Source organism: Methyloversatilis discipulorum, assembly GCF_000527135.1.
GTDB lineage: Bacteria > Pseudomonadota > Gammaproteobacteria > Burkholderiales > Rhodocyclaceae > Methyloversatilis > Methyloversatilis discipulorum.
The window spans coordinates 3,284,036-3,296,954 of the sequence record NZ_AZUP01000001.1 but is presented as its reverse complement, the minus strand read 5'-3'; the positions used below and the strand labels follow the sequence as shown (position 1 = coordinate 3,296,954).

Below are 12,919 nucleotides of genomic sequence, written 5' to 3'. Positions count from 1 at the left end.
CGCGGTGCAACATGAAACATCACGAAGCAGCTTCCATGCCGGTGGCCGCCCCTGCTTTGGTAGACTGCGCACGCTGTTCTGACCACCGGTAACTTTCATGCTCAAGCTGTTGCGCTGCACCGCGCTTCTCGTGTCCGCCGCACTTCCGTTCGCCGCTTCCGCCGACCTGATCCCGCCACCCCAGCCCGACGCCAAGGCCTGGCTGCTGATCGACCACGAATCGGGCGCCGTGCTGGCGCAGTCGCGCCCGGACGACAAGGTCGAACCAGCGTCGCTGACCAAGCTGATGACCGCCTACCTGACCTTCAAGTCGCTCAAGAGCGGGCAGTTGAAGCCCAACCAGGCGGTGCCGGTCAGCGTCGCCGCGTGGAAGACCGGCGGCTCCAAGATGTTCATCGCTCCGGACAAGCCGGTCACCGTCGACGAACTGATCCGCGGCATGATCATCCAGTCCGGCAATGACGCCTGCGTTGCACTGGCCGAGGCGATCGCCGGTTCGGAAGCCGCCTTCGCCCAGATGATGAATGCCGAGGCGAAGCGGCTGGGCATGTCGGGCACGCAGTTCCGTAACTCGACCGGCCTGACCGAGGACGGCCACTACACGACGGCACGCGATCTGGCCATCCTGGCGCGCGCGCTGATCCACGACTTCCCCGAGTACTACCCGCTGTACTCGACGCTGGACTACACCTACAACGGTATCAAGCAAGGCAACCGCAACCGCCTGCTGACGATGGACCGCAGCGTGGACGGCATGAAGACCGGCCACACCGATGCGGCCGGCTGGTGCCTGGTGTCGTCGGCCAAGCGCGAAGACCGCCGCGTCGTGTCGGTACTGCTCGGCGCGCCGAACGAAAAAGGCCGCATTGAATCGTCGGCCACACTGCTGAACTACGGCTTCAACGCCTGGGAGAACGCCCGTCTCGCCAGCGCCGAGGAAGTGCTGGCCACGCCTGCCGTCTACAAGGGCGCGGCCGCCAGCGTGCAGGTCGGCGCCGCCGAGGACGCGGTGGTCACCGTGCCGCGCGGCCAGGCCGGCAAGGTGACGCGGGAGATCGTCATCACCACGCCGGTGATCGCGCCAATCGCCGTCGGCCAGCAGCTCGGTACGCTGAAGGTGGCGATCGACGGCAAGCCGGCCGGCGAATATCCGCTGGTGGCCAAGGTCGCTATCGACGAAGGCGGTTTCTTCCGCCGCATCTGGGACACGATCCGGCTCTGGCTGGGTCTCTGAGGAAAAGGCCCCCACGGGGACTGCGTCATCCGCGGTCGGCTTTGCACAGCCGACCGGTTACGCGGGCAGCGAGCGGTGCTCGCTGAAATCCCCGCTCCACCCCTTGGGGTGGCCCGGCGGGTGGCGCGTGGCGCACTGGAAAACTGAAATGATGCACGCCAAGGACGAATCACATGGCCGCCGATCAACGTAAGGACACGCTGCTCGAGTTTCCGTGCGACTTCCCGCTCAAGATCATGGGCGAGCGCCACGACGATTTCGCCCAGGTGGTGGTCGAGGTGGTGCTGCGCCACGCGCCCGACTTCGATCCGGCGACGCTGGGCATGCGCCCGTCGTCCGGTGGCCGCTACATCGGTCTGACCGCGACGATACGGGCGACCTCGAAGGATCAGCTCGACGCGCTGTACAGCGAGCTGAGCGGCCATCCGATGGTGAAAGTCGTCCTGTGACCGCACTCGTCCGCGCGCTCGGCCGGGTGGACTACACGCCGGTCTGGCAGGACATGCAGGCCTTCACGGCGGCGCGCGGCGCCGACACGGCGGACGAGTTCTGGCAGGTCGAGCATCCGCCGGTATTCACGCTGGGCCTGGCCGGCAAGCGCGAACACCTGCTGCGCGACGTCGGCGTGCCGGTGGTCGACAGCGACCGCGGCGGCCAGGTGACCTACCACGGCCCGGGCCAGGTCGTCATCTACACGCTGATCGACCTCAAGCGCGCCGGCCTCGGCGTGCGCGAAGTGGTGAACCGCATCGAACAGGCGGTGATCGACCTGCTGGCGACGCACGGCGTCGACGCGCAGCGACGCCCCGGCGCGCCCGGCGTCTATGTCGGCGCGGGCGACGACGAAGCGAAGATTTCCGCGCTCGGCCTGCGCATCCGCAACGGTCGCACCTACCACGGCGTTTCGCTGAACGTCGATATGGACCTGACACCGTTTACCGCGATCAACCCCTGCGGTTACAGTGGGCTGCGCGTCACACAGACGCGCGATCTGGGCATCGCACTCCCACCGGAGGCGATCTGCCTGCAACTGACCGGCGCGTTACAGCGCGCCCTCTACGAATAGGTAAACAGCAGCCATGAGCGACACCGCCTACGACCCGACCGAAAAACAGAAAGGTTCGCTGAAAACCGCCCGCATCCCGATCAAGGTGGTGCAGGCCGAAGCCCTGCGCAAGCCGGACTGGATACGCGTGCGCGCCGCGCGCCACGACAGCCGCTTCGGCGAAATCAAGCAGATCCTGCGCGACAGCGGCCTGCACACCGTGTGCGAGGAAGCCAGCTGTCCGAACATCGGCGAGTGTTTTGGCGGCGGCACCGCCACCTTCATGATCATGGGCGACAAGTGCACCCGCCGCTGCCCCTTCTGCGACGTCGGCCACGGTCGGCCGGACCCGCTGGACGCCGGCGAGCCGGAAAAGCTGGCGAAGACCATCGCCGCGCTGAAGCTGAATTACGTGGTCATCACCAGCGTGGACCGCGACGACCTGCGCGACGGCGGCGCCCAGCACTTCGTCGACTGCATCCGCGCGGTGCGCGAACACTCGCCGCGCACGCAGATCGAGGTGCTGGTGCCGGATTTCCGCGGTCGCCTCGACATCGCGCTGTCGATACTCGACGCCGCGCCGCCGGACGTCATGAACCACAACCTGGAAACCGTGCCACGGCTGTACAAGATGGCACGCCCCGGCTCCGACTACGCGCACTCGCTCGACCTGCTGCGCCAGTTCCGCGCCCGCCACCCGGAGGTGCCGACCAAGAGCGGCCTGATGCTGGGGCTGGGCGAAACCGACGACGAAATCCTCGAAGTGATGCGCGACATGCGCGCGCACGACGTGCAGATGCTGACGCTGGGTCAGTACCTGCAACCCTCGGGCGGTCACCTGCCGGTGCTGCGTTACGTGCATCCGGACACCTTCGCCATGTTCGAACGCGAAGCGACGGCAATGGGCTTCAGCCACGCCGCATGCGGCCCGCTGGTGCGCTCCAGCTACCACGCCGACCGCCAGGCGCACGCGGCCGGGGTCGCCTGACGGTTCCCGCAGCGGCGGCGGCACGGCGGACCTCGCCGGCGCCGCCGCGCCTCAGTCGTCCTTGAGTTCCGGGTGGGCCGACACGAAGGCGCGCAGGATGGTCAGCGCCTCGGGAAACTCGAAGGCCTCGATCAGGCGGGTCAGCGGATGCACCGCCGCTTCGCCGAACTGCGCCACCAGTGCCGGCTTGAGTTCACGCCAGACGGCGCCCGACTTCATGTCGTCGTGTTCGAGCAGCAGGCAGAGCTGGCTGACCAGACTGCGCACGCGCGCGGCCGGCAGGCTGACTGCATCCGCCGCGGCGCGCGGCAGCACGCGTATCTCGTCGCACACCGCGCCTATCTGCACCGCGCAGGCGGCGATGTCGTCGGCGATGGTCTGCACCGGCGCGCCGGCATGCAGGGCCTGTTCGAGCGCGAGCGCACGGTCGCGCAATGCGTGCGCACCGATGGTCGCCGCGACGCCTTTCAGGGTGTGCGCGACGCGTTCGGCGAGCACCCTGTCGCCGTCCGCGATCGCCTGTCGCAGCCGATCGATGTCGCCGCTGTGGTTCTTCAGGAACATGTCCAGAATCTGACGGTAGCCGTCGGCATCGCCACCGAGCGCGCGCACGCCGACGTCGCGGTCGATGACGGCGGGCACCGCCGGCGTCCTTGGCGATGCGGCGGCATGTTCGCCTTCCGGAATCCACTGCGCCAGCGCGGCGAACATGCGCTCCGGATCGACCGGCTTGACCAGGTGACCGTTCATGCCGACCTCTTCGCAGCGACGCCTGTCCTCCTCGAAGGCATTGGCGGTCATCGCCACGATGGGCAGCATGCGTCCGGCGTCGGTCGCGCGGATGCGGCGTGTCGCCTCGACGCCGTCCATCACCGGCATCTGCATGTCCATCAGCACGATGTCGTAATGCGAGCGGGCGACCTTGTCGACCGCCTCGGCGCCATTGGCGGCGACATCGACCATCAGCCCCGCGTCTTCGAGCAGTTCGCGCGCCACCTCCTGGTTGATCGCGTTGTCCTCGACCAGCAGCACGTGAGCGCCAGTCCGCACGCGACGCCGGGGAGCGATCGGTTCCGGCGGCTGCGCGGCATCGCCGCGCCGCAGGCGCACGGTGAACCAGAAGGTGCTGCCTTCACCCGGCACGCTGGTCACACCGACGTCGCCGCCCATCAGCCGTGCCAGGCGACGGCTGATCACCAGGCCCAGCCCGGTACCACCGTACTTGCGCGTGGTCGCCGCCTCGGCCTGTTCGAAGGCCTCGAACAGCCGTGCCTGCTTCTGTGGCGCGATGCCGATGCCGGTGTCTTCGACCTCGAAGCGCAGCACGACCGCGGTCGGCTGCTCGGCCAGCACCCGCACGCGCAGCGTAATGCTGCCGCGTTCGGTGAACTTCACCGCATTGCTCAGGTAGTTGATCAGTATCTGACCGATGCGCATCGGGTCACCGAGCAAGGACAGACCGGCCAGACGCGGATCGACGTCCTCCTGCAGCAGCAGCCGGCGGGAGGCGATGCGGTCGGCCATCATGCTGCGCACGCGGTCCAGTGTCGCCAGCACGCTGAACGGTACCTCCTCCAGCAGCAGGCGCTCGGCCTCGATCTTCGACAGATCGAGCACGTCATTGATGATGCCGAGCAGATGCTTGGCCGAGCCGGCGATCTTCTCCAGCTTGTCCAGCTGTGACGGCGCCGTCAGTTCGCGCCGCAGCAGGTGGGTGAAGCCGATGATGGCATTCATCGGCGTGCGGATTTCGTGGCTCATGTTGGCGAGGAAGGTGCTCTTCGAGCGGCTTGCCGCCTCGGCGTCCATGCGGGCGCGCTCCAGTTCGGCGGTACGGCTGCGCACCAGTTCCTCCAGGTGGTGGCGGTGCGCATCGAGTTCCGCCTCGGCCGCCTTCTTCGCCGTGATGTCGCGGGTGACGCCCTGCAGGAAGGTGATCTGTCCGTCGGCGCCGGTGCGCAAGGTGGTCACCACCTCGGTCATCACGACGCGCCCGTCGCGACAGGGCTGCTCGATTTCCAGCGTCTGCGTGCGCATCGATTCGTCGCCCGCCCTGAAGGCGGCAAGTCGCGCTGCGAACGCCTCGCTGACGCGGCGGTAGCTGTCCGGCGTCATGGTGTCCTGCATGCTCTGCCGGAGCACCTCGTCGACGGTATAGCCGCGCAGCCGTTCGATCGCCTGGCTGACATAGACGAAGCGCTCGGCGCGCAGGTCGTACAGCCAGATCACGTCGCTCGAATTTTCCGACAGCAGGCGGTGACGCTCCTCGCTCTCGCGCAGCCGCCGCTCCGCTTCGCGACGGTCGGTGACGTCGCGCAGCACGACGTGCAGCAGCGCGCGCCCGTCGTGCTCGATCGCGGTGGCCAGCACCTCGGTCGCCAGCATTTCGCCGTCGGCGCGCTGCATCAGCCACTCGAACTGGTGCGAACCACCGGCGTCCAGCCGGTGCATGATCTGCTCGAAGGCCTGCGCCGAGCGGACGCCTTCGGACTGGAATTCGGGCGCGACATCGACCGGCGAGCGCCCGATCAGCTGCGTCGCGTCCTGCATGCCGAGCAGGTCAAGGGCGGCGCGATTGACGTCGATGAAACGCCCCGCTTCCATCAGCACCACGGCCTCGCGCGTGTCCTCGAACAGTTTGCGGAAGCGTGCCTCGCTCTCGCGCAGGCGTTCTTCCGACTGCCGGCGCTCGGTCACGTCGATATGGGTGCCGCTGATCACCAGCGGGCGCCCGTCCAGCGTGCGCTGCGTCACCCGCCCGCGATCGGCGATCCACACCCAGTGGCCGTCGCGATGACGCATCCGGACGTCACACTCGTAATAGTCGGTTTCACCCGCCAGATGCCGTGCGAGTGCTTCGTTCGCCCGCCGCAGATCGTCCGGATGAACGAAGCGTTCCCAGCTATCGACGGTGAAGGGTTCAAGCTCGGTCAGCGCGTACCCGAACATGCCGGCCCAGCGCTCGTTGAACACCGCCTCGCCGGTCTGCAGATTCCATTCCCAGGTGCCGGCGTGGGCGCCGTCGATGATGTCCTGCAGCCGCTGCCGCTCGCGGTCGAGCTGGGCCTGCACCTTGGAACGATCGGTCACGTCCCACCAGATGTCCGATACATAGACCCGCCCCTGCACACGCACCGGCTGCACGCTGACCCGCACATCGGTCTGCGATCCGTCCTTGCGCCGGCGGCGGGTGTCGAACTGCGCCCCGCCACGCGCGACCACCTGGCGCATGGTCGCGAGCAGCGCATCGCGGTCGAGGTCGGCGTTGATGTCGGCCAGCGTCAGCGACGCGAACTCTTCGCGCGTGTAACCCAGACCATTGCAGGCCGCGTCGTTGAATTCGACGAAGGCCAGCGTTTCGGCGTCGATCAGCGTGATCGAATCGGACGCCTGAGACACGATGGCGCGGTAGATGTCCTCGCGCTGCGTCGCCCGCGCCTCGTCCTCGCGGCGGACGATGACGCTGGCGATGCGGTCGGCCAGCGCCTCCAGCAGCATGCGCTCTTCGTGCAGGAAGGGACCTTCGTCGCGCGGGGGCATGGCGGTCCGGTAGGCGACGCAGATCCGCCCGCGCACTTCGCCGCGCAGCAGCAGCCGTGCGTGGATGGACTGCACCGTGCCATCGAAGCCGGCGGTGGCGACAGTGTCGCCATCGAATTCGATGGCGGCCTCCGCCTCCTCCACATGCATGAAGCCGCCGGGCAGCAGGCCCACCACTTCGCGCAGCGTGTCGGGCAGCGGCCGGCGCAGGTCCTCGGTGGCGCGGAACACCGCGTACAGGCAGCGCTGTTCCTTCACCCGCTCGGCCAGCGCCCGTTCGATCTCGCGCATCGACGTCACTTCGCGCGCCAGACCGAGCACGCCGACCAGCTGTCCGGCGCTGTCGGTGACCGGCGTCTTCGTGGTCTGGAAAAGACCCTGCTGGCCGCCGGTGCGGAAAGTGAGCCATTCCTCGTTGATCAGCGGCCGACCGGCATCGATCGCCGCGCGGTCGTGGGCGCGGAAGAAGTCGGCCAGTTCGCGCTCGACGAAGTCGTAATCGGTGTGTCCGATCAACTGCGCTTCGGTCACCCCGTACAGTTGCCCGAAGCGGGGGTTGCAGAAGCGATAGACGCCGTCCGCATCCTTCAGCCAGACGAGGTCGGGAATCGCGTTCAGCAACATGCGCAGGCGACTGCGCTCCTGCTCAAGTTCGGCCGCATGGCGGTCGGCCAGTTCGCGCGCGCGACGCAGACGCCCGGCGTGTCGCCGCTGCAACAGCAGCAGCGCGCACACCAGCAGCAGGCTGATGCCGAGCACCAGCAGCAGAACACGGTGGTCACGCCACAGTCCGGACAGCCCGGCGACAGGTTCGTCCTGGGCGATTGCCGGCGCGGCGCAGGACAACAGACAGGCGATCCGGGTGGCCGACCGCAGCACACGCGCGGCAGCGCGATTCAGGACGGATATCATCTTCGGCAAGGTTCAGACGATCGCATTCGGGGTCGGTGCGGCCAGATCGGCGTAGCGCGCGGCGATCGCGGCGAACGCGTCGAGGTGGGCGACATAGGCGTCGACGACGTCCGGATCGAAGTGCCGGCCACGCCCCTCGATGATGATGGCGGTCGCCTGGTCGAGCGGGAAGGCCGGCTTGTACGCGCGCTTGCTGATCAGCGCGTCGAACACGTCGGCCAGTGCCATCAGGCGCGCCGGCAGCGGAATGGCCTCGCCGGCCAGACCTTCCGGGTAGCCGCTGCCATCCCACTTCTCGTGGTGGTAGTGCGCGATGTCCATCGCGATGTAGAGGAAATCCAGCGCTTCGCGCTCCTCCTGGTCGCAGATGGCGCGCCAGATCGCGTCCGCCCCCTGCCTGGCGTGGGTCTTCATGATTTCCCACTCGTCGGGCGTGTGCTTGCCCGGCTTGTGCAGGATGTGGTCGGGAATCGCCACCTTGCCGATATCGTGCAGCGGCGCCGCCTTCGTATAGGTGTCGACCAGCGCCGGCGTCAGTTCGCCGGCGTAACGCGGCATCGTCGCCAGCGCGCACGCCAACACGTTCACGTAAGCCTGCGTGCGCAGAATGTGATTGCCCGTCTCGTCGTCGCGCGCCTCTGCAATGCTCGCCAGTGCGCGCATGCTCACGTCCTGCACCACCTGGTTCTGCCGCATCCGGCGGGCGATCTCGGCTTCCAGCCAGGCGTTCTGGTCGCGCATGCGATCGCGCGCCTCTTTCAGTTCGAGCTGGCCGCGCACACGCGCCAGCACGATGGCCGGACGCACCGGCTTGGTGATGTAGTCGACGGCACCCAGTTCGAGTCCGCGCGCCTCGTCTTCGGTACTGTCGAGCGCGGTGACGAAGATGACCGGCAAGTCGCGTGTGCGTGGGTCTTCATGGAGACGGCTGATCACCTCGTAGCCGTCCATCTCCGGCATCATCACGTCAAGCAGCACCAGATCCGGTCGCGGATCGGTGATTGCGGCCGCCAGCGCACGTGCCCCCGAGCTGGCGACGCGGACGCGGTAGTGGGGCATCAGGATTTCGCCGAGCACGGTCAGATTTTCCGGCGTGTCGTCGACCAGAAGCAGGGTCTTCTGCGGGGTGGTCGCCGCGCCCTGGTGTGGGTTCACTGGGTGTCTCCCGTGTTGTGTCCGGGGCGCAGGCACCGGTCGGACGCCCGCGCCACTTCTGCCGATGATCTTACTCCGGCCCCCTGCGGCCGACAGCAAAACAGTGTGCCGGCGCGGCTTTGCGGCGCGTACGACGACGAGGACAAGACGATGAAGGCCATACTGACCGGTCACACCCACGGACTGGGCGAGGCGCTGGCCGCCACGCTGCGCGCACGCGGCATTCCGCTGCTCGGTCTCGCACGCGGCCGGTCGCCGCAGCCCGACGACGACGGCTTCACCCAGGTCGCGCTCGACCTCGCCGACGCGGCGGCGCTGGCGCGCTGGCTGGCGAGTGACGCGCTTGCGCGCTTCGTCGCCGCGGCCGACCGCGTGCTGCTGATCAACAACGCCGGCACGCTGGGACCGGTGGCGCCGGCCGGCCGCCAGGGCGCGGCGGCCATCGCGCAGGCGGTGGCGCTCAATGTCGCCGCCCCGCTGGCGCTGACCGACGCGCTGATCGCCGTCGCGGCGCACGCGAGCGAACGGCGCATCGTGCACATTTCGAGCGGCGCCGCGCACACGCCCTATGCCGGCTGGTCCATCTACTGCGCCACCAAGGCCGCGCTGGACCAGCACGCCCGCGCGGCGGCGCTCGACGCCCCGGCCGGCACGCGCATCGTCAGCCTGGCGCCGGGCGTCATCGACACCGCGATGCAGGCGCAGATCCGCGCCACGCCGCTGGCGGACTTCCCGAACCGCGCCCGCTTCGAGGCACTGCAGCGCGACGGCGCACTGCTGTCGCCGGCCGACTGCGCGCGCCGCCTGGTCGACTACCTGCTGTCCGAGCGCTTCGGCCTCGATCCGGTGGCCGACCTGCGCAGCGCTCTGCCGTAATCGCGCGTCGCCGTCACCCGTCCATGCGCACTGCGCGCACGGCGTCGATGGCGAGCGCGCGGCGGGCACCGATCAGTGCGGCGACGGTGGCGGCCGCCAGCATGGCCAGCACGATGCCGGCGAGCAGACTCCAGGGCACCACCCAGTCCATGCTCCAGTGGAAGGACTGCCGGTTCACCACTTCGATCAGCAGCGCGCTCATCGCGAAGCCGGCAAGCAGACCGAGCAGCAGGCCAGGCACGGTCGACAGCAGGCCCTCGGCGGCGAGCTGCGCAGCAATCTGCCGGCGCGTGAAACCGACATGGCGCAGCAGGCCGAATTCGCGCACGCGCGCCGCGGCCGACGCGGCGAAGGCGGCGGCGATGCCGGCCAGACCGATCAGCGCCGACGCCGCCTCCAGTGCGTAGGTGGCGGCGAAAGTGCGGTCGAACACACCCAGCGACAGCCGGCGGATGTCCTCGCTCGACGTGAGTTCCAGCGCATCGCCGGCGCCGCTGGCGTCGCGCAGTGCCGCGGCGACCGCGCTCGGGTCCGCGCCGTCGGCCAGCCAGAGGCCGAAGTCGTCGGCCAGGCGGTCGCCGGTCAGCGCGCGATAGCGTTCGAGGTCGATCACCAGCGCGCCGTGCTGCCGCGCGTAGTCGCGCCACAGGCCGGCCACCTGCACACGCAGCGCGCGCCCGGCCAGCGGCAGTTCGACCTCGCTGCCGGCACGCCAGCCGTACAGATCGGCCATCGCCTCCGACGCCCACACGCGCGGCAGGGCGCCCGGCGGCGCCACCGGTCCGACGCGCGGCAAGGTCCGTCCGGCGTCCTCCGGCAGCGCGCGCGCGATCAGCGCCACCGGCGGCAGGTCGGCGCGCAGCAGCAGCGACTGGTGGCGCAGTACGTCGACGCGGGCGACGCCGGGCACCGTCGACAGGCGCCGCTCGATGTCCTCAGGCCACGGCCGGTCGCGGTCGCCGCGGATGTAGAGCTCGGCCGGCAGCACGTCGCCCAGCCAGCGATCGACCGACGCGCGGAAGGACGACACCATGACGGCCATCGCGACGATGAGCGCGCTGGCCGCCAGCACACCGGCCGCGCTGCGCGAGGCGAAACCCGGCTCGGCGCGCAGCCGCGCCGCGGCCAGCGTCAGCGGCAGGCGGCTGCCTTCGGGCAGCGCCCGCGCCAGTGCCGCGGCGAGCGGCGGCACCGCCAGCACCGCACTCGCCAGTACGCAGCCGATCGCCAGATAGCCGCCCAGAGGCAGCCCGCCGATCGCCGGCTGTGCCGCGGCGACGGCGCCAAGCCCGAGCAGCGCCAGCAGGCCGACGGCCCGGCGGCGGTTACCCAGCAGGCGCAGCGGCGGCGTGAACACCCCGCCGCGCAGTGCCTGCGCCGGCGTGATCGCCAGCGCGTCGCGCGCCGGCCACGCCGCGCCGGCCGCCGCCGACGCCACGCCGAGCAGGCCGAAACCGACGCTGGCGGCGACATCGAAGCCGAGCTGTGGTGCTACACCGGCGATCAGGCCGGCACCGAGGTCGCTGCCGATCAGGTGCAAGGCAAGTGCCGCCAGCGCGTGACCCAGCGCGATGCCGATGGCGGCACCGGTGGCGCCGAGCAGCGCGCCTTCGCCGATCAGCAGCCGCATCAGCTGGCCGCGCGTCAGCCCGGCCGCGCGCAGGAAGGCGATCTCCGACACGCGGCGGGCGATCGCCGCCGCCTGCGTCGCCGCCACCAGAAAGCTGCCGACCGCCAGCGCGATCAGCGCCAGCAAACCCAGGTTGACGCGATAGGCGCGCGACAGCCGGTCAGCGCGCTCCAGCGCCTGCGCCGGCGTCTGCAGCGTCACGTCGGCCGGCAGTGCGGCGGCGATGCGCGCGATCGCATCGGCGCGCACCACGCCCGCGTGCAGGCGCAGCGCGACGCGATGGATGCGGCCGGCGCTGCCCAGCCGCCACTGCGCGTCGCCGATGTCGGTCACCGCCAGCACCGCGCCCTCGCCGGCCGCCGGCAGCCAGCCGGCAACGCGGAAGGCATGACCGCGCAGCGTCAGCGTGTCGTCCGGCTGCAGGCCGAGTGCGCGACCGGCCGCATGGCTCAGGTAGAGCGTGCCTGGCTGCATCAGGCGGCCGATGCCGTCAGCCGGCGGCAGCAGCGTCGGCTGCACCGCGGCAGCGCGGAAGGCGTCGATGCCGATCACGCGCAGCTTCAGCGTGCGACCGGCGCGTTCGACCTCGATCTCGCGCTCGACCAGCGGACTGGCCGCCGCCACGTCGGGCAACGCAGCCAGCCGCGGGTAGAGCATTTCGTCCATGCTGCGCGGCGCCACCGCCTCGACGTCGGCGCTGCCGGACACGCTGCGCAGGCCGGATTCGAACTCGTCCAGCGCCGCCCGATGGATGGCTGACACGGCAACACCGAGCGCCACACCGAGGGCGATGGCGAGCAGCGCCAGCGCGCTTGCACCGCGCCGCGCCGAACGCCACAGCAACTCAAGCATCGTGCAGCCGACCGTCGCGCGCCAGCCGCAGCACGCGGTCAGCGCTGGCCGCCATCGCCGCCGAATGCGTCACCAGCAGGCCGCAGGCGCCGCTCGATTTCACCGCGTCGCGCAGCAGCGCGGCGACGCGCTCGGCGTTGTCGGCGTCGAGGTTGCCGGTCGGTTCGTCGGCCAGCAGCAGGCGCGGGCGATGCACCAGCGCACGGGCGATGGCCACCCGCTGCAGCTCGCCGCCGGACAGCCGGGTCGGGCTGTCGCCGGCGCGCTCGCCCAGACCCACCGCGTCGAGTTGCGCGCGGGCGCGGATTGCGCGCTCGCGAGCCGGCAGGCCGGCCAGCGCCAGCGGCAGCGCGACGTTGTCGGCCAGACTGAGCCAGGGCAGCACGTGGAAGGACTGGAACACGAAACCGACCTCGACCCGCCGCCACAGCGTGGCCGCGTCGTCGTCGAGCGCGGACACCGCGTGCGCGCCGAAATGGACGCTGCCGGCATCCGGCCGGTCGAGGCCGGCGACCAGATTGAGCAGCGTCGACTTGCCGGCACCGGATTCGCCGATCACGGCGACGTATTCGCCCGGCGCGACGCTCAGGTCGACAGCGTCGAGCAGCAGGCGCGGCGGCGTGCCCGGCAAAGTCTTGCGGAGTGAATGAAGGGTGAGCACGGCCGATGGACTGCGCGCCGCGCGCC

General features: G+C 69.9%; 9 protein-coding genes. 5 read left to right on the top strand and 4 right to left on the bottom strand.

The genetic code is table 11. From position 1 onward, the window contains the following. Positions 1-97: 97 nt before the first annotated feature. From METFAM1_RS0115405 to lipA, 4 genes are all read left to right on the top strand, one after another. Positions 98-1,234 (top strand): D-alanyl-D-alanine carboxypeptidase family protein, encoded by a 1,137-nt coding sequence (locus METFAM1_RS0115405; protein ID WP_019916290.1) that lies wholly within the window; start codon positions 98-100, stop codon positions 1,232-1,234. A 173-nt stretch (positions 1,235-1,407) separates the two neighbouring features. After that, on the top strand, positions 1,408-1,683 hold the full coding sequence (locus tag METFAM1_RS0115400; protein WP_019916289.1) for a YbeD family protein: 276 nt from the start codon (positions 1,408-1,410) through the stop codon (positions 1,681-1,683). After that, entirely contained in the window at positions 1,680-2,300 is a 621-nt protein-coding gene (gene lipB, locus METFAM1_RS0115395) for a lipoyl(octanoyl) transferase LipB (protein WP_019916287.1), read from the top strand. The genes METFAM1_RS0115400 and lipB overlap by 4 nt, the downstream gene beginning before the upstream one ends. Before the next feature lie 13 nt (positions 2,301-2,313). Continuing rightward, the gene (gene lipA, locus METFAM1_RS0115390) at positions 2,314-3,267 is read left to right on the top strand and encodes a lipoyl synthase (RefSeq protein ID WP_019916286.1); all 954 of its coding nucleotides are present in this window, start codon (positions 2,314-2,316) and stop codon (positions 3,265-3,267) included. A gap of 51 nt (positions 3,268-3,318) precedes the next feature. On the opposite strand, the gene METFAM1_RS0115385 is transcribed toward lipA, so the two are convergent. Both METFAM1_RS0115385 and METFAM1_RS0115380 read right to left on the bottom strand, forming a co-directional pair. Next, positions 3,319-7,719, bottom strand: coding sequence for a PAS domain-containing hybrid sensor histidine kinase/response regulator (locus tag METFAM1_RS0115385; protein ID WP_019916285.1), 4,401 nt, complete (start codon positions 7,717-7,719; stop codon positions 3,319-3,321). 12 nt (positions 7,720-7,731) lie between these two features. Next, positions 7,732-8,874, bottom strand: a complete 1,143-nt coding sequence (locus METFAM1_RS0115380; protein WP_019916284.1) for a response regulator — start codon at positions 8,872-8,874, stop codon at positions 7,732-7,734. Positions 8,875-9,024: 150 nt separating this feature from the next. Here METFAM1_RS0115380 and METFAM1_RS0115375 point away from each other — a divergent pair, with 150 nt between their 5' ends. Next, complete coding sequence (locus METFAM1_RS0115375; protein ID WP_019916283.1) at positions 9,025-9,750, top strand: SDR family oxidoreductase; 726 nt, start codon at positions 9,025-9,027, stop codon at positions 9,748-9,750. Positions 9,751-9,763: 13 nt separating this feature from the next. Here METFAM1_RS0115375 and METFAM1_RS0115370 read toward each other — a convergent pair whose 3' ends face one another. Further along, complete coding sequence (locus tag METFAM1_RS0115370; protein WP_019916282.1) at positions 9,764-12,232, bottom strand: ABC transporter permease; 2,469 nt, start codon at positions 12,230-12,232, stop codon at positions 9,764-9,766. After that, positions 12,225-12,893: an ABC transporter ATP-binding protein gene (locus METFAM1_RS0115365; RefSeq protein ID WP_024300753.1), complete on the bottom strand. Its 669-nt coding sequence runs from the start codon at positions 12,891-12,893 to the stop codon at positions 12,225-12,227. Before METFAM1_RS0115365 ends, METFAM1_RS0115370 begins: the two co-directional genes overlap by 8 nt. Between the last annotated feature and the right edge of the window lie 26 nt (positions 12,894-12,919).

Excerpts from the sequence above, each read along its gene's own strand:
- METFAM1_RS0115385 (WP_019916285.1), bottom strand. The coding sequence starts at position 7,719 with ATGATATCCGTCCTGAATCGCGCTGCCGCGCGTGTGCTGCGGTCGGCC.
- METFAM1_RS0115400 (WP_019916289.1), top strand. The coding sequence starts at position 1,408 with ATGGCCGCCGATCAACGTAAGGACACGCTGCTCGAGTTTCCGTGCGAC.
- lipA (WP_019916286.1), top strand. The coding sequence starts at position 2,314 with ATGAGCGACACCGCCTACGACCCGACCGAAAAACAGAAAGGTTCGCTG.
- METFAM1_RS0115375 (WP_019916283.1), top strand. The coding sequence starts at position 9,025 with ATGAAGGCCATACTGACCGGTCACACCCACGGACTGGGCGAGGCGCTG.
- METFAM1_RS0115405 (WP_019916290.1), top strand. The coding sequence starts at position 98 with ATGCTCAAGCTGTTGCGCTGCACCGCGCTTCTCGTGTCCGCCGCACTT.
- METFAM1_RS0115370 (WP_019916282.1), bottom strand. The coding sequence starts at position 12,232 with ATGCTTGAGTTGCTGTGGCGTTCGGCGCGGCGCGGTGCAAGCGCGCTG.